Raw genomic sequence first — 21,531 nt, 5'->3', positions numbered from 1 at the left:
CCCCTCAAACCGGTGTCAGGTTGCTGACCCTGACAGTGGTTTGCCCGAACAGAGTCAGACGTACAGAAGATTTATATGTTCGCGCGCTTTTTCCGCCCCAAATGGCAACACCCGAAAGTTGAAGTAAGACTGCAGGCTGTCTCACTGCTGCAGGGCAACAATCCCGATCAGGCAAAAATTCTGCTTGAACTGCTCCATCAGGATTCGGCAACAGACGTACGTGCTGCCGCACTGGCACGAATTCAGGATTGGGATACCCTCACACGTTTTGCCAGTGACAATGCAGACAGCACTTTACGCGACATCGCGATCCGACGGCTGGCAGACCTGCTCAGCAGCAAAGGGGTGACCGATGGTGACCAGCAAGGCGCATTACAATGCCTTGAGAAAGTGTCGCAGCCTGATGTGCTGCTGCACATTGCTCTGCGAGCAAACGCGCTGCCATTGCAACAAGCTGCCATGGCTCGACTGGAAGACGACTATGCGCTACTGAAGGTCGCCTCTGGGCAAGTTGATCAAAGCTTACGTATTCAAGCTGCAGAACGAATCAGTGACCGAGAAGTATTGGAGCAACTGCTTAAGCTGTGCCAAAACCACAAGCGGCTACAGCGCACGGTACGCGACAAACTGAACAGCTACAAACAACAGGAAAAAGATGCGGATCAACAGCGTCAGCAGGGTGAGCACTTATGTGAAAGCCTTGAGGCGCTGGCACGTACTGGTTGGTTCCCTCATTACAAGGCCAAACTGGAAGGTATCTCCCAGCAGTGGTATGCCCTGAATCAGACTGTACTGCAACCGGTATTGTTACAGCGTTTCGAACACGCCGTAGAGCAGTGCCAACAGGTAGTCAAAGCCGAGCTTCAACGCCAGGAGCAAGAAGAGTCTGCTCGTCACTTGCAACAGCAACAGGCTGAACAACGCTCTGTACTTATCTCAGAATATACCCTGTTGCTGGAGCAGGCTCGTAGCGCTCATCCCGAACAAGCGTCGCATGTCAGCCAGGCACTGAGTCGAATCGCTCAGCGCGCATCAGAGTTGGGAATATCTGACCAGACTAGAAAGCCTCACAACGAAATCAGCGATATCCTGTCTGTGTGGCAGCGCTATGCTGAGCTGTCCCCTCAACTCGAGTTGGTATTACAGAGTGATGAGACAGATAGCGAACGACTGAGTGGATTGCTTAAACAGCTGGAATGGCCTGATGCCCTCCCCTCTCCAAATATTCTGAGTGAAAGCTATACCCGACTCGGTGTCGTTAAAAAAGCGGCACGTGAAGCAAAAGTGGCTGAGCGTGAAAGTCGTCAGCCTATCGAAAACAAGCTGGATCAGATGGCTCGCCATCTGAAAGCGGGCCGCTCAAAAGCTGCCAGCCGGATTGCCAGCCAGCTCGAAGAGCGCATGCAGGAAGCCCATTTACTCTCTCTGCAACCGCGCTTTGCCCAGTTACAGGAACAGCTGCACGAACTAGTAGACTGGCAAGGCTTTGCAATTCGTCCGAAAAAGGAGCAGCTGATTGCTGCCATGCAAGCACTGGCCAGCGCACCCCTTGCAGGTGCAGAGCAGTTGGCGCGAATTCGCAAATATAACCAGGAGTGGCGTGGGCTTGGCACTGATCCTACCAGTACAGCTCAAGACCTGTGGCAAGCCTTCCGCGAAGCCAGCGATCAAGCTTTCGCTCACTGCCAATCCTATCTGGAAGAACAAGCTGCACTACGCGCGGACAATCTACAGAAGCGACAACTACTAACCACGCAGCTGGAAGAATTCATTCAGTCTGCTGCCTTCTCAACTGCAGAGGGGAATTTCCTTGAGCAGTTACGCCATACTGCTCGTCAACAGTGGCAAGCCTACAGCCCTGTCGAACGCCAGGAAGGCGAAGCACTGCAAGCCCGATTTGACTTCCACATGAAGCAACTCAGCGATGCCATCGTATGCTATCGCAAGCAGCAGGAAGATGCCAAAGAGGCCATTGTTAACGAAGCCGTAGACCTACTGAGCTGGACTGACATCATCGCAGCCACTCGACGCGCCAAAACACTGCAACAAGACTGGAAAACACTTGGCCAAGGGCGCCGCCGCCAAGATCAAGTCTTGTGGCAACGTTTCCGTGAGTGTTGTGATGAGTTATTTCAACGCCGCGATTCCGTGCTCCAGGCACAAAAGGTAGAACGACTAGAGCGATTTGAAGCTGCCAATCAGGAAGCGGAACGTTTTGACCAGGCACTCAGTGAAGTGATAACTCAAAGCAGGGTTAACGAAGAACAGATCAAAACCCTTATCCAGCAGTTTCAATCTCTGCCAAGAGTATTGCAGGAACCTCGTCAGGAACATGTAGATGAGCAGCTTGAAACGCTTGAACAGCGTTTGTTAGAGCAACAGTATCAACCTTTGATGACACTGCTCCAACAAACCAGATCTGCAGCAGCGGTATTGGCTGAAGCTGAACAAGCGATACTTTCAGACAAGGCTGCTGCAACTGACATCGAACTCAGTGATACATCAGAACCATTAGCAACTCGCTTGGCAGCCGTTCGTCAGGGCAAGGGCGCCATACTTCAGCGTATTGATGAGGTGTCAGAAGCGCAACGTATGCTGTGTATCCGTATGGAGCTACTGGCTGGCCTGGACTCACCCGAACAAGACCAGTCTTTACGTATGCAATATCAACTCGGAAAGCTGCAAGCCTCCATGGCACAGGCTGACAAAGGCACCGTACCGTTATTCGTACAGATGCATGAGATCGAGCTGGAGTGGTATGAGAATGGCCCAGTAGTCAATACGGTACTTCAAAATCGCTTCCATAGCGCACTAGAAAAAGCAAAGGCGCGATACTGATCGCACCTTTGCTCCTGCAAGCTGATCTAATCGGGGAGTGCACCTCCCCGAGACAGATCAGAACATGTGCTGACCACCATTAATGGCTAAGTTTGAACCGGTAATGTAGCCAGAGAAATCATCGCACAGGAATGACACTACGTGACCAATTTCTTCAGGTGTACCCAGACGACCAACAGGTATACCTGACTTGATCTTATCCAGTACCTCAGGTGCAATTTTCTCCACCATAGGTGTTAACACATATCCTGGTGATACGGTGTTAACAGTCACACCTTTGCTAGCAACTTCCTGCGCCAATGCCTTTGTGAAGCCGTGAATGCCAGCCTTAGCAGCAGAGTAATTGGTTTGTCCGAACTGCCCTTTTTGAGCATTGACAGAAGAAATGTTGATGATGCGCCCCCAGCCCTTTTCAATCATTGGATTGATAACCAGACGCGTCATATGGAACATGGAGTCCAGGTTCGCGGTGAGAACCTCGTTCCACTGCTCCCAGGACATTTTCTTGAACTGACCATCGCGAGTGATACCCGCGTTGTTTACCAATACAGATACAGTCTCTCCATACGTTTCCTCTATTTCCCTGATGCAACGCTCACAGGACTCATACTTTGTCACATCACCATAGGCTATTCCCATCTCCAGGCCTTTCTGCAGCATCTCCTCCTGCCACGCCTTTGCCTTCTCGTGATTGCCACCACTGTTATAACCCGCTACAACCTGAAAGCCCTGCTGTGCCAGACTCTGGCAAATAGCAGAACCAATTCCCCCTGTTCCCCCAGTTACAAGTGCAATACGCTTAGTCATGCCTTGCTTCTCCTTGCGCGTTGTGTGTATTGAAAATTATAGGTTTTCTTCCACATGGCTCACTGACCTCTTCCTTGAGAGCACGCCCGCTGAGGTGATTCAGGATTTTCCCGATCATGAATCCGGCAGTACTAGTGCCTCCTCAGTCAAACGGCTTCCTTATCTGAACTAATATGTTGTTTTGATGTTACTTCGCTCTTTCTAGCGCTCGAAGTCAACCCATGCATTGAATGCGCCAACTGTTACAGTTCGATGATTCGCCCTGTAGCCAACATACAAATCCGCATTACCTGCCAAGGCATCAACCTAAGATGCCAGAAAACGCAATCCAATAGCTTAGCCAAGCATACGCTGCAGGGAACTCTGTCGCACTACAAATACGGTTATCCCCAGAAAGATTTACTGAAGAGTTGTTTTTTCGTTTCCATTGTCTAACCTAGAGGCCATCTCCCCCGTTTTAGAGCGAAGTGTTATATGGATTTTGCCTCCATCCTCGGCATCCTTTCCGGATTGGCTTTAATTGTTTCTGCCATATACTTGGGAGGCGACTTTCATATCTTCATCAATGTTCCCGGCTTGATGATTGTTGTCGGGGGAACGATTGCAGCGACCTTACTCACCTTTCAGTTTAAAGACGTGCTCGCCGCATTTAAAAGCGCCTTTATTGTATTCGCTCAAGATCGAACCAAACCACAACAAATGATTCACACCATGTTAGAGCTAAGCAAAGTGAGCCACCGCAATGGCTTGCTGGCTCTGGCCAATGTTGAAACAACATCCAAGTTTCTCAAACGCGCCTGCAACCTGCTCGCTGATGCTGCTAGCGAAGACTTTATCCGACAGACGCTGCAGACAGAGATCGACTCTCTCATAGCCAGACACTTCACCGTACAAGATATATTTAAGAAGATGGCGTCCTATGCCCCTGCCTTTGGTATGCTCGGCACCCTGATCGGCCTAGTGCAAATGCTGTCACAGCTGGATAATCCCGATACGATTGGCCCTGCGATGGCAGTTGCTCTGCTGACAACCTTCTATGGTTCTTTAATGAGCACCATGTTCTTTCTTCCGATCGCTGGAAAGCTGCGTGCCCGCACACTATTGGAGGTCCAGAATCTCGAAATTATTCGAGAAGGGGCCATCAGTATTTTATCCAACGACAATTATCTGAACGTGTATGAAAGATTGTCCTCCTATATCCCGGAAGCGCAAAGACAGCCCGTGAATTTGGGCAAAGGCGGATAATTCATGAGTAAGCATGATTTGTTTGAAGAGCCAGAGGAAATGGGATGGCTTGCAACCTATGCTGACCTGATGAGTTTACTGCTGGTCTTTTTTATACTGTTATTTTCCATTTCAACCATCAAGATAGAGAAATTCAAAGAGATCTTCACTTCGGTTCGCTTCAGCCTGAACACCATGGGGACAACGAATGCTATTATTGAACTCCCTCACGAAGCGCCAACAGAACGCAAACCTATTCAGAAAGAAGACGTTGTAGTCCCCGAGACAAAAACCCGGTCTGAGCTAACGGTAATGGCCCAGGAACTGGAGCAAATGATCGATACACCTATGCTTTCCAAGGAAGTGCAGATTATTCAGAAAGATGACCGTCTTTATATTCGTGTGAATGGGCAGGCACTATTTGACCCGGCCTCTACTGACCTTTCATATGAAGCTGAACCCATCTTGCAAGCATTGACAAAGCTCTTCAAAGGCCACCCCGAGTTTGAAGTGAATATTCAGGGTCATACAGATAATCAGCCAATTTACACTGAGCAATATCCATCTAACTGGGAATTGTCTGCGGTACGCGCAACTACTGTACTACGCTACTTTTTACTTGAGGGCCTGCCTGGAAATCGTTTCAGCGCAACGGGTTACGCTGACTCCAAGCCGATAACCAGTAATACAACTGCTGATGGCAGGGCACAAAATCGACGTGTGGAGTTTGTACTTGAAAGAATCAAGTCCTAAGTTTTTATTCCCTGACAGCGAAGCTCGGAGAGCTCACTATCGAGTGGACCTCCGCCGTAGCGACAGACTGCTCATCAAACTGATGCTCGATGGCAATGACACCGAATTGCTCAATATTAGTGTCTCTGGCTGCGCATTCTCTCAGCCAGAGCAGGAATATGTCATAGGGCACACATATAAGGCTCTGTTACTGCTAAACCACCAACCAGATATTGGTGAAAAGCGTCAGCAACTACCTTTAGAGTTGCGTGTCATCATGAAGACGAATCAGCAATGGCACGCAGAGTTTTTGACGCTCTCTCTGCGAAGGACAAACAAGCTGAGCGAAGTGATTAACGCATTGCAAAGAGCACATATCAGACAAGATAAGTTGAAGCTACCTCGCTCTCAGAATCAAAACTCTGCTCTTCAATCTTCACCATAAAAAAGGGATGGCCAGTTGCCATCCCTATGCGTAGTCTAGTGTGTTTTCAGATAGTTAATGAAGATGACTGTACTGAAAGCCCACAATTGCAAAGTATATAAAGGCAGCCAACAATGCTGATGCAGGTACTGTAATTACCCACGCCGCAGCAATCCTATAGATAGCAGAGCGTTTTACCAGCTCTTTCTTGGTGGCCTTTTTCAGGCCCTTCATTTCCTTTTTGTTCAGTAACGAGTGACCTGATCGCGCTTTAAGCTCTCGCAGCATCTGCTTTTTCTCGGCAACATCTGCATGCTCGAAATGACTCAGGAATGCCTCAACCTCAGCCTGGTCTGCTTCCTGATGGTGCACGTGAATCTGCTGAATTTTCCGCTCGTAGGATAACTTAAGGTACTCACGAAGAAATCCAACACCAAATACCGCACCGACGGCAATGTGCGTTGAGCTGACAGGCATACCAAGCTGGCTTGCTACAATTACAGTCAGAGCTGCAGACATCGCAATACAAAATGCTCTGGTCTTATCCAGCTCAGTGATTTCACTTCCGACCGTACGAATCAGTTTCGGCCCATACAATGCCAATCCAACAGCAATACCAAGTCCACCAACAGCCATTATCCACAACGGGATACTTGCTTTAGAGGCAACACCACCATGCAGAAACGCATCGTTAATTGCTGCGAGAGGCCCCACAGCGTTTGCCACATCATTTGCACCATGTGCAAAACTGAGCAAGGCAGCAGAGCAAATCAGTGGCAAGTTAAATAGATTATTAACGCTATCTTTATCGTTGCCCAACACTGCAGCTGCGCGCGCAACAGCTGGTTTGACTACAAAATAGATAACAATCGAAGCAACAGCAGAGATGATCAGAGCAGTAAAGAAGTCAAGCTTGATCAGATTCTTTACACCCTTCAAAAGGATATATGTCAAGAATGCCCACGCCATCAAGCTGACCAAAACAGGTACCACTTTCTTGGCAGCACCTAACATATCGGACTTGTAAGTAATACTAGACTTGATGAGATAGAGAAATCCTGCAGCGATGATGCCGCCCATAACTGGAGATATTACCCAGCTGGCGACGATCCCGCCTAACTGATCCCAATTTGCAATTCCCCAGCCACCAGCCGCGATACCTGCCCCCAGAACACCACCAACAATCGAGTGAGTGGTGGAAACCGGTGCACCTATAGCGGTTGCCAGATTCAACCATAATGCGGCAGAGAGTAATGCTGCCATCATCAGCCATATAAAGGTGTCCGCACTCTTGATCATATCTGGCTGTATGATGCCATTCTTGATAGTGCCTACTACGTCACCACCGGCAATCAACGAACCAGACGCTTCAAATATTGCGGCAATTATGATGGCACCAGTCATCGTCAGTGCCTTTGATCCGACAGCTGGCCCAACATTATTGGCTACATCATTGGCTCCTATATTGAGCGCCATGTAGCAGCCGATCATTGCCGCCACCACAAGAATACTGTTGTCACCAACAGGCAATCCTTGAGATTTGGCTACAAACATTCCAATAATGACAAAACATACCGCCAGTCCCAGACGAATAATCTCCTTGCTGAGGCTATTCGGCTGAGGCTTTTGTTCAGAACTTGTCGCTAGATCCACGTAGTGGTTTCCTGTACACGTTAGAGAGAGGCAATGACAGCGCGCTTTAACCAATCTGAAACGCTACTGTCATGCGGGCGCATATTGTACACCTTGACCTGCCGTCTAGCCACGTCGTACCGCAAGCCTCTACCAACCATTCTGACTGTCTGGCAATCTTTAGTTTACGATGCACATGAGGGCATGACTTCATCGACAGTAAAAGATATGTGCCGCATCACCCCAAGCAGAAGTTGGCCCTCGCGGCCTGACCTCTACTTCTAGCAAGTAATAAAAATGGGGGGATTACCGAATTTGCCGAGGAAAACGATATAGCAAAAGAAGGAAATTGCTGGGTCAGGTACCCAGCAATGTTTTCTGAATGTCTTTCAACGCTTTTGCTTCTAGCTGACGAACTCGCTCTGAAGAAATCTCGTAGCGATCAGCCAGCTCCTGCAGTGACATCTTGTTATCAGTCAACCAGCGGGATGAAATGATGTCTCGACTCCGCGGATCCAATATGGCTAACGCGTGACTAAGTGCTTGATAGTTTTCGGTTGCATTTCTCTCACGAATAAACATTCGTTCAGGATTGAACTCCAAACTTTCCAAGCCTCTTACAACATCCATTTCATAGCCGTCATCGTCACGACCTTCATCATATTCGACATAGGTCATGTCCTTGCCCTTGAGGCGAAGCTCCATTTCCTTGACCGCCTCACGAGACACAGCCAAGCGCTCTGCTATATCGTCAACCTCTGCCTCGGACAGAGACGCATTTTTGAACTCAGCTCGCAACTTGAAAAACAGCTTATGCTGTTCCTTGTTGGTTGCGACATTCATTATGCGCGAGTGTTTGATAACGTACTTGTGGATTTCAGCCCGAATCCAATAGGCAGCAAAGGTGGAAAGGCGGATGTTTCTATCTGGATCATGGCCTTTGAGAGCTTTCATCAGGCCAGCAGTACCCTCTTGAATGAGATCGGCAATAGGAAGACCGTATCCGCGATAACTATAAGCAATCCATATCACGCTTTTGAGATTGGCCAACACCAATTTCTCTATACTCTCCTTGTCATTCAACTTACTTTTACGGCTCAGCTCAAGCTCTTCTGCTTTTGACAAAGACTTGATGGCATTGGCTTTATGGATAAAGTGGTGAATATCCCGACCTGGTGAAAAATGTGGCATTCCCATAACATCCCCCTCCTCGTTGTACGCGTCAGTACTTTTCCAGTACATCGCGTGGATGGATCTGTGACAATAATTGCTAAATCACACCATCCCCAGACTATTAGATATTTCATCCTTGATTAAGTTTCAGCAGTCATACGCTCTACTAAACAAGATAGATCATATTCATAGTCAGTGTTACAAAAGTGTTCGGAAAAGTGGGTTAGCAGGCGTATCAATCAGTAACAACCACATATTAACCAGGGGAATGAGATAACCAGGTAGACACCACTTACTACAAGACGCTCTAAACAACCGCATCAGGTAGGGCAATATCCGCTCGGTGCCAAACCTCCAGCAGCCGTTTAGCGTTATTGAGCAGAACCTCTCTAGGTCCACTGCCTTTTGGTTTGGTAAGGTAAAAAAGCAACGTATGAGCTTGCTCAGGAGTAAGCTGATGCTCTTCTCCCCATCGTGCAATAAAGGCAAATAGCGTGTCTGGAGTTTTGTCTGGAAGCGCCGTATTTGTTGGAACTACAAACGGCTCGCCGTCCATAGCTCTTTGACATAAGTTACGGTAATGCTCAGCGAAGACTTTAAACATTACACGTGTTTCACCACGACGTAACTGGTACCAGTTGGATAGTCGCCCTGCATGATATACTACCGGATGCGACCAGACGTGTTCACGAGGATGGTCTGCATGCATGCAAGCCTCTTCGTAAGCCGCATAGGCTTCAGGGAAAGCGCTGTTACACAGACTGCGAACTACTGTCAGAAACTCCGCAATCGTAGGCATCCAGCTCAACGTTTCCTTGCAATGATCAACCGCTCGAACCAAATATTGTTCTGACACTCCACGCAGACTCAATGCCCACTCGCGCTTTGCCAACACTACTGCTCTCTCACTGGAGAACATGCTCTCGAACTTGTGGCCGTAGATCGCTGCAAAACGGGCGAATATAAGATTGATGAGTTGCTTTGTTCGATCATCAATCGGATCTTGCCGTGATTCAGACGCTATGAGCTGATCACCAGTCAAGGTTGTTGATGTCGAGAAGGTTTTGTCTGACTTGTTCACGATCTTCTCTAGTACGTTTTCTACCTTGTCCATTTACCACATGCTCGCTACTGCCCTGACTTGCTGTCTGATAATTCCCTTTTGATTGTTGCCTTATCCACTCCCTTTTTACCCATTTCATGAACGCCTGATCCCATCCTGCAGGAGCCTTGCGCTTTTCCTGCTCAGCCCAAAAAACGAGAAACTCATCCAGGCAACCAAGGGAGAAATCAGCACCAATACGATGATGATGCTCAAGCATGGATAACACAGTATCACTGGGACGCCAATCCAGACTCAACGTCTGATACTGCTGATTATGGGCAGCTTTCTGCGCAAAAATGGCTTCCAAGGCATCTACTGGCTGTTCAGTACGCTTAGGCCACCCAACGCTACCACCGAAATTTGGCAGTATCGGCGTAGGCGTAGGCGTAGGCGTAGGCGTAGGTGTAGAAAGAGAAGATTGCTGTCTCAGCTCATTTGCCAGGGACTGCATAGGTCTCACAGGACTTACCGGCTCTTCTTCAATAAACTCTTTCTTACTTACTTGCTGCTCAAATATACGCAGCCGCAATACGCTTCGCTGCTCCCAACGCGCTTCAATATAGCCTTGCTGAACCAGACTATGAGTGACTCTTGCCAGAGTGTCTTCGTCCCAAAATGGTACAAGCTGGAGCCACTGCTGCTGCGTCAGTTTGAAATAATGCTCACCCTGCTGCCGAGCCCCCCACGCAGCAGCACACTGATGATATATTCCCAACAACACCGCTTCTTCAAGCCCTACCCTTATTGCTAAGGAGGGGTACAACAAAATGGGAAGCTCAGGAAATATGCTCATGCCTTTCTCGTATCGGAAAAATCATAGATTGCCCGTAGTATATCGTTACGACTGATAAGACCAACGAGCAAGCCATCTGCAACTACAGGAAGGCGCCGCCTCCCTTGATGGATGAATATTTTCGCCACTTCAATAATATCCGTATCCAGCCTCACCGATTGCACATCCGTCGTCATCACATCACCGACTTTACCTCCGTGCTCCACCTCATAGTAGGTATCCTCAAGGATGGCACGAAGACAGTCTGCTTCTGATAGCAAGCCCACTAACTGGCCAGAGTGATCTACTACAGGTGCACCTGAAACTCTGAAACGTTGAAAGTACTCTATCGCTTCAAACAGAGCGGTTTCGGGATAAAATATGACCGGCTCACTATTCATGTAGTCGCTTACTTTAACGGACCTCAACATAGCATGACTCCCGTTCAAAACCAGGCTGCCAATCAGGTCTTAAATTTAGCTCGTTGAATACATAATATTGATATGAGCCGATAAAAGCCGACCATTGGCGAACCGAATTGATCAGCGATGATGTCTTACGAAAAAGCATCATCGCCTCCATCACCTTCATTAACTATAGTCGCCCCGAGGCAGGCTGTGAGAGCAATAATGCAAACTGTGCAAATAAAAAGCACGCTCTAGCTAATTAGAACTAAACCGTACGACGCCCGACACCCTGATAGATAAAACCACGCTCAGCCATCAGATAAGGATCATAAATATTACGTCCATCCAGCACTAAAGGAGTCTTCAGCAGCTGCATCAAGCGTCGATAGTCTGGACTCCAGTAGTCTTTCCACTCTGTCATTAGTAACAAGGCATCTGCCCCTGACACTGCTTCATAAGGATCACTGCATAAGACCAAATCTTCACGGTCACCAAGTAGCTCTCTCACATTGTCCAGGGCTTTCGGATCATGCAGACGTACCGAACAACCCTGCGCCCAAAGAGCTTCCATCAACACCAGTGACGGAGCATTACGTATACTACTGGTATTAGGTTTAAAGGATGCCCCCCAGACTGCGACTGTCCGACCTTTAAGCTGCCCCTGATAGTGGCACCATAGCTTTCGAAAAAGCACCTCCTTCTGCTGCTCGTTAATTTTAAGAACCGACTGCAATAAATTGCCATGTCCACCGCTTTGTTCAACCTGGGCAGCGAGACGAATAATATCAGCAGAAAAATGTGCACCACCGAAACCACAACCGGGATAGATATAGTCATATCCAATGCGGCTATCAGATCCAACACCATGCCGAACCTTCTCAATGTCAACATCGAGAAGTTCAGCGAGGTTTGCCATCTCGTTCATAAAGCTCAGCTTGGTAGCCAGCATCCCATTCACAACAAACTTACTAAACTCGGCCTCTCTGCCGCTCATAAACAGCAATGAGTCACGGTTACGATTAAAAGGTCGAAGAATGTCACGTATTAGTGCTCGTGGCCAATCAACATCACAACCAACCAATACTCGCCCTGGACGCTGGAAATTATCCAGTGCTGTACCCTGGCGAATAAAGTCAGGCATGGAAACTACTGCATAAGGAGAAGAGAACCCCCGCTTAGCCCAACTCTGCGCTATTGATGCCTGCAATCGCTCTGCTGTCCCTACAGGCACAGCAGTCTGAATAATCAGCAGTACACGCTCATCCAACAGCTGATCTAACCCCAACCATTTATCGAGAGAAGCATAAGCATCAGGGCCCAGAGCTAAAAAGTGTGCATCCTTGCCTGGCAGCAACTTTTGGTGGCCTACCTCAACTTTCAACCGCCCTTCCAGTTGCTCCTTATTAAAGGCGGCAAGCAACCCTGGCTCATCGGAGAGTAGAGATTGCCACTCCACCATCTGTAGTGACTCACCAGGAGCAGGCATCAGCACTACATTGTTACCCACATGAGCCAAACTAACAGCGGTCACTACGCCTGTCAGGCTAAGGCCATAAATACCAATATCCATATGCTTGTACCTTGTATATGACTGAGTTTGTATGCCTTGACGCCACTTTCCCGTGGCTATAGTTATGGTAAATGAATAGCTTTATTGGACCGGTTGCAGAGAGTTGCTTATGTACGTAATCGTCGATACTTGACGAGTCGCTGCATTGAGCATGAGCTGCATCCCTATACCCTAGGTGAACTTTAATCAAGCGCCCCTAGAACTAGAACTGAAATCACATTTTATAGCTGTGGCTAATCACCAGTTGGCTGCAAACCATTCGATTCGAGCAGTGAAAGGAAGTACTTCTCATCTCTCACTTCAACCCCCAGTGCTTCGGCCTTAGACAACTTTGATCCTGCCCCAGGACCAGCTAATACCCAGCTGGTTTTTGCAGAAACACTACCTGCCACTTTGGCACCTAATTGCTCCAACAGCGCCTTCGCATCATCTCGTGACACACTTTCCAGAGTGCCTGTCACCACCACTGTTTGCCCCGTCAGAGGCAAGGACCCAGAAGCGTCCTTAGTACGACTAGGTTGACCTTCTGTCCAATGCACTCCAACCTCTATGAGGCGATTTACAACATCAAGATTGTCTGGTTGTCGGAAAAACACATGAATATGTTTAGCCACTACAGTACCGACATCTGGCACTTCCTGAAGCCTCTCAATCTCAGCCTCTTTAATCGACTGCAAATTGCCGAAGAAGCTAGCGACAGCTTTCGCTGTAGATTCGCCAACTTCACGGATACCCAAGGCATATATGAACTTTGCAAGAGTTGTAGACTTGGACTTATCTATAGCCTTCAGCAGCTTTGCCGAAGACTTCTCCCCCATGCGCTCCAAGCCTAATAGTGAAGATAACTGCAGCATGTATAAATCAGCAGGGCTCTGCACCAAATTGGTATCTACCAGCTGATCGATCAACTTATCACCAAGCCCATCGATATCCATCGCACGGCGAGACACAAAATGCTTCAGTGCCTCTTTTCGCTGAGCAGGGCAGGATAAACCACCTGAACAGCGAGCAACCGCCTGCTGCTCCTCACGCTCAACATCAGACCCACAGGCAGGACAATGCGTCGGCATGGAAATAGGACGTGCAGCATCAGGGCGTTTCTCCAACACCACTCTCACAACCTGAGGAATAACATCGCCTGCCCGACGAATAAACACAAAATCTCCGACTTGAATGCCAAGCCGATCAATTTCATCCATGTTATGCAATGTTGCATTGGAGACAGTAACCCCACCAACAAATACTGGCTTCAGCTTAGCTACGGGAGTTATAGCTCCAGTACGTCCAACTTGAAATTCGACCGACTCAACAGTGGTCATCGCCTCCTGGGCAGGGAACTTATGGGCGATAGCCCACCGCGGAGCTCTAGAAACGTAACCAAGCTCTGATTGCCAGTCTCGCCGGTTTACCTTAAAGACCAAGCCATCAATCTCATACTTGAGTTGATCTCTTCTGGCCATCATTTGACTGTAGTATGCTGAACATCCATCGATACCAGATACCAGTTTGATCTCCGGATTTACCTTGAATCCCCACTGTCTCAATCTTTCAAGCAAAGCCATCTGATCCTCGGGCCACTCTCCCCCTTCTAGCAGACCCAGTGCGTAACAATAACAATCCAACGAGCGCTTAGCTGTGACCCGGGAATCTAGCTGGCGCAAACTCCCCGCGGCAGCATTCCTTGGGTTTACAAATGGCTTCTCATTTTTTGTAACAGCACGCCGGTTAAAAGCCTCAAAAGTAGCTTTTGACATAACCACTTCCCCCCTTACCTCTAACCGCAGAGGCACTGAGCCTCCTAGCAGGCGTAACGGAACCGCAGTAATAGTTCTTACATTTGCGGTTATGTCTTCTCCAAATTCACCGTCCCCACGTGTCGCGGCTCTTATCAGAGAGCCTTTTTCATACAGCAAACTAACTGCAATCCCATCCAGCTTAGGCTCAGCTGCGAATTCCACTGCGCTCGTTGCAGGTAGTTTAAGCCGCTCCCGAATACGCCGGACAAAGTCCTGCATATCTTGTTCACTAAAAGCGTTATCGAGAGAGAGCATGGGAGCAACATGTTGCACAGTACTGAAACTGCTTAATGGTACTCCTCCCACCCTCTGCGTCGGGGAGTCTGTAGTCAGCAGCTCCGGATGCTCCTGCTCCAGCTTTTTCAGCTGCAGCATTAATGCATCATAGTCTTGATCAGGAATTCGCGGATCATCTTCGACATAGTAATGATAGTCGTGCTCACGAATTTGCTGACGGAGCGACTCAATGGCATCACTAGGAGTAAGAGACATAAGAAACTGGTCCTGACAGAAACGACATAGGCCGGAATTGTACCGGCCTATGTCGTTTCTGTCAGGACAGCTTTGCTATCAAGAAAGTTGCTGTCTGCGATGAGGCTGATGCGTCAACTGACGCCTTTCAAACTCCCGGATACGTTGACGACAATGTTCAATTGTCTGGGGGCGCATGACGCTGTGATTCTCGTCTTTAAGCTCCCCATTCAAGTTTTTTGCCAAGCACTGTGCAGTACTCAGCATACACTCGAACGCCAGCATCAAATCGTCTGCACCAGGCATACCCATGAAAAACGTCACCCCTGGAGTTTTTACAGACTCGATATGATCAAGGTCAAAGTCACCGGGATTCAACAAATTAGCCATGCTGAACTGAACTTTACCTTTGTTAAGCCCTAGCTCATGGCGATGGAAGATATTTCTTTCCCCGAACCGCAAACCGCATGCGAGCAGTACCTGCAATAATTGCTCACCATCAAAACCACTGTCACTGACCGCGGTCACACTAACGATAATGTGTTCCTCGGCATTGACACTGAACGACGACGCATCTGCTTTCACTCGCGCCTGACGCTTAAGCTCGAGTAATGGGTCAGCTCGCATGGGTAGGACACGTGCGGTTTCCTGGTAAGGAACTTCTTCCTCCTCAATGACGATTGCTTCTTTCTGGTCAATCTCTACAGAAGTTGAAATACTATCGACCTCATCAAAAGGATCGACCTCATCATCCATTAGCTCAGAAATGGGTCGCTCCCATGGGTTTGAAGCTGTCGTATCAGAAGAACAATCTTCCTTGAAGTCTTTTGTTGCTTGCTCTGACTGCAAGCCAGATGTATCAACCAAAGATTGTTCATACCATTCTGCCTGAGACCCAGCAGCCTCAAAGCTTGAGAGTCTTGACTCTGCATGACCTGAAGCAAGGTTAAGTGACTCGTCTATACCAGACAGATTCTGATCTTCGGACAAACCAAAACCGTCCGCCTCAGACATTTTGTTGTGATATATATCTTCCGCTACCGAATCTGGCCAATCTGCCACTGTAGTTAATGTGGGTGCAAAGTTCTCCGCAAACTCATTACCACCAGAAGCAGAAAATGAAGACTGAGTTGACGAAGTAGACTTCTCAGCAGGTTGATCCAAAAGAGGATCGACCTCAACGTGTAAATCGTGTAGCCCTACTTTCGGAGGTGCTTTCTTGCTCTCTAATTTTCTGGGAGCAATCTCACGATTAGCTGATGAATTCTTGGAGAGTTTTCCCGTACGGAGTTTATTCAGAGCACCAGCAAAGGCATGGGGTTCCATTTTGGTCACCCTTGCTCCGCCATTAGGCAACTCACGGTTAACGGGATCCGACGACTCCACGTCGTTCACGTTAGACAGGCTTCTGTCAATTCGCATACGCAAAGGATTACGATTGCGCTGCGTATAAAAACGCCGAAGACCGTCAACTGCGATTAGGACAATGGCTACCATGCCAAAAACAATGAGCCATTCGCGTAAGCTGATTTCCATTCTTAAACAACCGCTGTCTGAGTCGCCACTTTAAAACTGTTTTCCATACTAGTTAGCCACTGATCTGTTTACCGAGATATCTAAATACTCAATGCCTTAGAGTACAAAAAACAACCTCTTTAATCATAACCACCAGCTGACTGGGTGCAAGAAAAAACAGTAGGTTTACTGATATTGCTTATCGATCTCCAATTTTAGACTCAGTTGCTGCTTTTCCGCCAGTGTCACTCCATCTATTTCACCAAACCAGTCGCCTTTCTCTGGAATTGGGTTGTTACTTTGTGAAATACGTGCAACGACCTGTAATGGGCCGTTATTTTCCAGTGACTGCCCCACCATACTATTGCTTTGATCGAGCACAACAGTTTCAGACAACGCCCCAGCACTAACACGACGGACAGCTAAAGGCATTTTCTCACCCACACGTCGTACCAACACAAAAACAAATTGATCGCTTCTTAGCTGTGCCTTAGCCTCAGGAGACAATGCAACGGTCACACTGATGCGTCCCGAAGAAAGTTTTTTTCCATCCAAATTGTCATCACCTAATGAAGCATCTTGTTGCAATTGAGCCTGAGCCTGGGTGATGCCACTACGCAGAGCCTGCGCTGCTTTCTCATCTGGATTTGACGACAACGCTCTCTGCCAAAAACCAATAGCCTCTTTGTAGAGTTTCTGATTGTACGCAGCGATACCTAAAATCCCCATTACCGTTGGCTCGTTGGGCGCAAGAGCCAACGTATCATCAATTGCCTGCTTTACTTCTTGAGTAATTTTTCCACCACCGGCAAAAAATAGGGCCTGCGCCTTTTGCCCCATGACCATGACTTTAATTGGCGCATTATCTGGAATATAAGACAATGTCTTGGTAAGTGCGTCCGCCGCTTCCTGAAAACGACCCAGATCCAGCAGAGTACCTGCTAAGACAAACCATCCTTCGGGATTGTCTGGATTGCTAACCAACCGTTGCTGCAGCTCAACGACAGCCTGATCCAATGACATTCCCTTGCTGCTCTCCATTGCTATCCATTGACCCATTTCGTCTGCAGCCCCCCAATGTATATAGAGTGGCAACCCAACCAGCGGAATCAATAGCGCTAACAAAACGACCAAAATGAGCTGCTTTCGTTCTACGATGTAAGAAGCACCCACATCCTCTTTCAGAGGAATATCAGCTAAGAGTTCCTGTTCAAGCTCGGACTTGTATAGCTTAAACTCTTCATCACTCAGTCCGTTGAGCTTACGCTCCAACTCCGCATCGTAAAGGCGATCTCTAAATGCTTGAACATTTGCTCTTTTTCGGTCGACCACACTTACGGCAGAGCGTACCGGATGAAACAGTGGATATACGACGAACGCTATTGCTGCCATAACTAACATGGCTGCAGCCAACCAGAATACAACCATTAGCGGTCATCCTCTTTCAGCAAAGAAGCTAAACGGGCAGCTGAGTCTCTCTCCTCATTAGTATTCGTCTGCTCTATACGGGGCCGATTACTACCCGACAGTAACCAGACAGCCATACTACCAACAAGCAAAAGCAACAGTGGACCAAACCAGAGAAGCCAGGTGACCGGATCAAGCTTCGGCCGGTAAAGCACAAACTCACCAAAACGATTCACCATGTAATTCTGGATGTCTTGATCTGATTTTCCTTCACGTAGCAATTTTGCTACTTCATCACGCAGATCCTGTGCAATGGGGGCGTTCGAGTCTCCAATGTTCTGATTCTGGCATTTGGGACAACGTAACTCCCACACCAGAGATTGATAACGCTGCTGCAATTGAGGATCAGCAAAGTGTTGAGCCTCAATTGCCGCGTTCGCCTGGTTTATCATGAACAAAACCACCAGCATAAAAAATGCACGCCCCATAAACGATCAGCTCTTTAAACGTTCATAGATTGGCTGGATTTGCTCCCGCCACACTCGCTCATCGACAACACCCACATGCTTGTAGCGAATAATGCCGTCCTTATCGATGAGATACGTCTCAGGTGCACCATAAACTCCCAAATCAAAGCCCAAGCTGCCTTTTTCATCAAAAATACTGAACAAATAAGGATTTCCAAGCTCAGCCAGCCACTTCATTGCACTAGCACGGTCATCCTTATAGTTGATGCCAATGATCGGTACCCCCTGTTTGGCAAGCTGCATGAAATACGGATGCTCCATATGGCAGGACGGACACCAGGTAGCCCAAACATTGAGTAACACTGGTTGCCCCTTGAGCCGAGCAGCACTGATCAGCTCACTACTTTTCTCTACTGTAGGCAAACTAAAGTCTGGAAGGGGCTTATTTATTAACGCAGAGGGAAGCGTGCTAGGATCCTTTCCCAAACTTTGCCAGAACAGCACACCCAAGCCAAAAGCAACTATCAAAGGCAAGAAAAACAACGCTTTACGCATGAGAAACCTCAGTTACAGGTGCTGTCTCTAACCCTACACTTACTTGCGGCTGCCGATGACGCAACCGGCGATAACGCAGATCTGTGGCTGCTAAAGCACCGCCAAATGCCATCAACAGCCCACCCAGCCATATCCACCTCACCATAGGTTTGATATGAATACGTACAGCCCATGCACCACCGTCCAGACGTTCTCCCATTGCAATATAAATGTCTTGCATCAAGCCTGGGTCGATAGCGGCCTCAGTCATCATTGAACGTTGGACACTGTAATTGCGCTTTTGTGGAAACAGCTCCGTTATGGTTTTGCCTTGCTTACTAACAACAAAATGCCCCTGCTCCGCCGTGTAGTTAGGCCCTTGCAAGCTGGTCGCTCCGAGATAGCTGATGTCGTAACCATCAATATGTTCCACATGCCCTGGCTCAACACGAATATCCTGCTCAAATGCGTGCAGACTGACCCAGGTTACGCCAAGAATCGAAGCGCAAAACCCCAAGTGAGCCACATGCATTCCCCAATATGACCTTGGCTGCCTCCATCCCTGCTGACTGAAACGTATACGATGCGATACATCAACGAGCGTAGATACAGCTATCCAGCCTGCCATGACAACACCCAAAACAATTCCCCAACGATGCTCCCCTCCCCAGATAATTGTCACTATTGCAAATATCAGTACCGCCAACGCCGGAAGCGCCAGCGACTTCAGCCACTGATCTTGCGCATGACGTTTCCAACGGAGCATTAGTCCACTGCCCAGTGCCAGTGCCAGCAGCCCCATAAGAGGAACGAAAAGCATATTGAAATAGGGAGGACCAACTGACAATTTGCCCAACTGCAGGGCATCAACTACCAGCGGATATAAAGTGCCAAGAAGCACGACGACCATGGCTACCAGCAAGATGAGATTGTTGATTAACAGCCATGTTTCTTTTGATAACAAATTAAAAGTCGACTCAGACTTGAGGTCGACTGCTCGCAATGCGAACAAGAGCAGTGACCCGCCTACCGTTACCGCAAGTAACATCAATACGAAAAAGCCACGCGTCGGATCAGAGGCAAAGGCATGCACTGATGTCAACACACCGGAGCGCACCAGAAACGTCCCGAGCAGACTGAGAGAAAATGCACATATTGCCAGCAGGACAGTCCAGCTTTTGAATTCACCACGCTTCTCTGTCACTGCCATTGAATGTATTAGGGCTGTACCGGCCAGCCAAGGCATAAATGACGCGTTTTCAACCGGGTCCCAGAACCACCAGCCCCCCCAGCCTAGTTCGTAATAAGCCCACCAGGAACCCAGAACAATACCTATAGACAAGAAAGCCCACGCCGCATTAGTCCAAGGTCTTGCCCAACGAGCCCACGCCGCGTCCAGCCTGCCTCCCAGAAGTGCGGCTATAGCAAAAGCAAAAGCCACCGAGAAGCCAACATATCCCATATACAACATAGGTGGATGAACGATCAGTCCAAAGTCCTGTAACAGAGGATTAAGATCCTGGCCATCATCAGGAGCATTGAAAAAGAGACGTGTAAAAGGACTGGAGGTGAGCAGGACAAATAACAGGAACCCGGTTGAAATCATACCCATCACGGATAGAACACGTGACCGAAGCTCAGCTGGCAGGTGTAAGCTACGCCATGCCACGGCAACAGTCCAAAGACAAAGAATGAACAGCCACAACAATAGCGATCCCTCATGCCCCCCCCACACTGCACTGAATTTGTAGTACCACGGTAAGTGGCTATTAGAGTTGGTAGCGACATAGGCAACAGTGAAGTCATTGGTCATGAAAGCATATGTGAGAAAGCCAAACGCCAACGCCACAAAGAAAAATTGCCCCGTAGCAAGAGGTGTTGCGAAACGCATCCAGAATAAATTGCCCCTGAACGCCCCCCAAAGGGGAACCAGAGCGAGCATCAAAGCAAGACACAGTGCTAGTATTAATGCCAGCTGGCCCAACTCAGGGATCATGACTTAATGCTCCGCAGATGGTTGAGGGGGGAGTTTGCCACTGGCCTTGAGGGCTGCTGCCACCTCAGGTGGCATGTATTTCTCGTCATGTTTCGCCAGAACCTGATCGGCAACAAACACTCCTTTACTGTTCATTTTACCCAATGCAACCACCCCCTGCCCCTCACGAAACAGGTCTGGAAGGATGCCGGTATACTCCACTTCTATGGTCTTTTGAAAATCGGTTAATGCGAAATGTACCATCAGACTGTCACCTGAGCGCTGCAGACTGTGTTCCACGACCATACCACCCGCGCGAATACGTGTGTCATCTGGTGCCTGATGATCTGCTATCTGTGAAGGTGAGTAGAAAAGATTAATATTCTGTTGTAGTGCGTACAGTGCCAGACCAACAGCAACAGAGACCCCAAGCAACAGTGCAACGACAGCCCACATACGATGTTTACGCTTGAGATTCATGCGACCGCTCTCTAATCAGACGTTGCCGTAGGCTAGCTAGTACAGTGCCTCGCTTAAGCAGAGGTATGACCACATTCCAAAGCACCACCAGCATCGCTATACCGTAACTTGACCATACATACAGACCATGCCCACCCATATGGATGAAGTCGCTAAAACTGGAAAAATACATTGATCATACTCACGACTATTGAGTTCAACT

19 protein-coding genes are annotated in these 21,531 nt (G+C 48.3%); 4 read left to right on the top strand and 15 right to left on the bottom strand.

The features are described 5' to 3' along the window. Nucleotides 1-405: 405 nt before the first annotated feature. Nucleotides 406-2,838, top strand: a complete 2,433-nt coding sequence (locus tag WH50_RS21605) for a DUF349 domain-containing protein (RefSeq protein ID WP_207780423.1) — start codon at nucleotides 406-408, stop codon at nucleotides 2,836-2,838. Nucleotides 2,839-2,895: 57 nt separating this feature from the next. Here the strand turns inward: WH50_RS21605 and phbB are convergent, their stop codons facing one another. Further along, the gene (gene phbB, locus WH50_RS21600; RefSeq protein ID WP_110189301.1) at nucleotides 2,896-3,645 is read right to left on the bottom strand and encodes an acetoacetyl-CoA reductase; all 750 of its coding nucleotides are present in this window, start codon (nucleotides 3,643-3,645) and stop codon (nucleotides 2,896-2,898) included. 474 nt (nucleotides 3,646-4,119) lie between these two features. Here phbB and WH50_RS21595 point away from each other — a divergent pair, with 474 nt between their 5' ends. Genes WH50_RS21595 through WH50_RS21585 form a run of 3 tightly spaced genes read left to right on the top strand, consistent with a single transcriptional unit; the run spans nucleotide 4,120 to nucleotide 6,046 of the window. Beyond that, on the top strand, nucleotides 4,120-4,890 hold the full coding sequence (locus WH50_RS21595) for a motility protein A (RefSeq protein WP_110189300.1): 771 nt from the start codon (nucleotides 4,120-4,122) through the stop codon (nucleotides 4,888-4,890). Nucleotides 4,891-4,893: 3 nt separating this feature from the next. Further along, nucleotides 4,894-5,622 (top strand): OmpA/MotB family protein, encoded by a 729-nt coding sequence (locus tag WH50_RS21590; RefSeq protein ID WP_110189299.1) that lies wholly within the window; start codon nucleotides 4,894-4,896, stop codon nucleotides 5,620-5,622. Beyond that, complete coding sequence (locus WH50_RS21585) at nucleotides 5,603-6,046, top strand: PilZ domain-containing protein (protein ID WP_133251399.1); 444 nt, start codon at nucleotides 5,603-5,605, stop codon at nucleotides 6,044-6,046. The genes WH50_RS21590 and WH50_RS21585 overlap by 20 nt, the downstream gene beginning before the upstream one ends. Before the next feature lie 54 nt (nucleotides 6,047-6,100). Here WH50_RS21585 and WH50_RS21580 read toward each other — a convergent pair whose 3' ends face one another. From WH50_RS21580 to ccmD, 14 genes are all read right to left on the bottom strand, one after another. Continuing rightward, nucleotides 6,101-7,678, bottom strand: a complete 1,578-nt coding sequence (locus WH50_RS21580; protein ID WP_243410218.1) for an inorganic phosphate transporter — start codon at nucleotides 7,676-7,678, stop codon at nucleotides 6,101-6,103. 336 nt (nucleotides 7,679-8,014) lie between these two features. Next, a complete protein-coding gene (locus tag WH50_RS21575) occupies nucleotides 8,015-8,854 on the bottom strand; it encodes an RNA polymerase factor sigma-32 (RefSeq protein WP_165838510.1) in 840 nt (279 codons plus the stop codon). Nucleotides 8,855-9,137: 283 nt separating this feature from the next. Continuing rightward, nucleotides 9,138-9,911, bottom strand: a complete 774-nt coding sequence (locus WH50_RS21570; RefSeq protein WP_243410217.1) for a hypothetical protein — start codon at nucleotides 9,909-9,911, stop codon at nucleotides 9,138-9,140. Continuing rightward, nucleotides 9,862-10,728, bottom strand: coding sequence for a DnaT-like ssDNA-binding domain-containing protein (locus WH50_RS21565; RefSeq protein WP_110189296.1), 867 nt, complete (start codon nucleotides 10,726-10,728; stop codon nucleotides 9,862-9,864). The genes WH50_RS21570 and WH50_RS21565 overlap by 50 nt, the downstream gene beginning before the upstream one ends. After that, entirely contained in the window at nucleotides 10,725-11,138 is a 414-nt protein-coding gene (locus WH50_RS21560) for a CBS domain-containing protein (protein WP_110189295.1), read from the bottom strand. Before WH50_RS21560 ends, WH50_RS21565 begins: the two co-directional genes overlap by 4 nt. A gap of 241 nt (nucleotides 11,139-11,379) precedes the next feature. Continuing rightward, nucleotides 11,380-12,684, bottom strand: a complete 1,305-nt coding sequence (locus tag WH50_RS21555) for a UDP-glucose dehydrogenase family protein (RefSeq protein WP_110189294.1) — start codon at nucleotides 12,682-12,684, stop codon at nucleotides 11,380-11,382. Between the two features lie 233 nt (nucleotides 12,685-12,917). Then, the gene (ligA, locus tag WH50_RS21550; RefSeq protein WP_110189293.1) at nucleotides 12,918-14,972 is read right to left on the bottom strand and encodes an NAD-dependent DNA ligase LigA; all 2,055 of its coding nucleotides are present in this window, start codon (nucleotides 14,970-14,972) and stop codon (nucleotides 12,918-12,920) included. A 78-nt stretch (nucleotides 14,973-15,050) separates the two neighbouring features. Then, nucleotides 15,051-16,487, bottom strand: coding sequence for a cell division protein ZipA (gene zipA / locus WH50_RS21545; protein ID WP_110189292.1), 1,437 nt, complete (start codon nucleotides 16,485-16,487; stop codon nucleotides 15,051-15,053). A 165-nt stretch (nucleotides 16,488-16,652) separates the two neighbouring features. After that, on the bottom strand, nucleotides 16,653-17,894 hold the full coding sequence (gene ccmI / locus WH50_RS21540) for a c-type cytochrome biogenesis protein CcmI (RefSeq protein WP_110189291.1): 1,242 nt from the start codon (nucleotides 17,892-17,894) through the stop codon (nucleotides 16,653-16,655). Next, the gene (locus WH50_RS21535; protein ID WP_110189290.1) at nucleotides 17,894-18,361 is read right to left on the bottom strand and encodes a cytochrome c-type biogenesis protein; all 468 of its coding nucleotides are present in this window, start codon (nucleotides 18,359-18,361) and stop codon (nucleotides 17,894-17,896) included. Before WH50_RS21535 ends, ccmI begins: the two co-directional genes overlap by 1 nt. Nucleotides 18,362-18,367: 6 nt before the next feature. Continuing rightward, a complete protein-coding gene (locus WH50_RS21530) occupies nucleotides 18,368-18,895 on the bottom strand; it encodes a DsbE family thiol:disulfide interchange protein (protein WP_110189289.1) in 528 nt (175 codons plus the stop codon). Beyond that, nucleotides 18,888-20,870: a heme lyase CcmF/NrfE family subunit gene (locus WH50_RS21525; protein ID WP_110189288.1), complete on the bottom strand. Its 1,983-nt coding sequence runs from the start codon at nucleotides 20,868-20,870 to the stop codon at nucleotides 18,888-18,890. Before WH50_RS21525 ends, WH50_RS21530 begins: the two co-directional genes overlap by 8 nt. 3 nt (nucleotides 20,871-20,873) lie before the next feature. Then, on the bottom strand, nucleotides 20,874-21,329 hold the full coding sequence (gene ccmE / locus WH50_RS21520; protein ID WP_104152433.1) for a cytochrome c maturation protein CcmE: 456 nt from the start codon (nucleotides 21,327-21,329) through the stop codon (nucleotides 20,874-20,876). After that, nucleotides 21,313-21,468, bottom strand: a complete 156-nt coding sequence (ccmD, locus tag WH50_RS27055) for a heme exporter protein CcmD (RefSeq protein ID WP_412053319.1) — start codon at nucleotides 21,466-21,468, stop codon at nucleotides 21,313-21,315. The genes ccmE and ccmD overlap by 17 nt, the downstream gene beginning before the upstream one ends. Between the last annotated feature and the right edge of the window lie 63 nt (nucleotides 21,469-21,531).

Source organism: Pokkaliibacter plantistimulans (assembly GCF_003194385.1).
Lineage (GTDB): Bacteria > Pseudomonadota > Gammaproteobacteria > Pseudomonadales > Balneatricaceae > Pokkaliibacter > Pokkaliibacter plantistimulans.
Note: the sequence above shows the minus strand (reverse complement) of the source record. Positions and strands in the feature narration are given on the sequence as shown.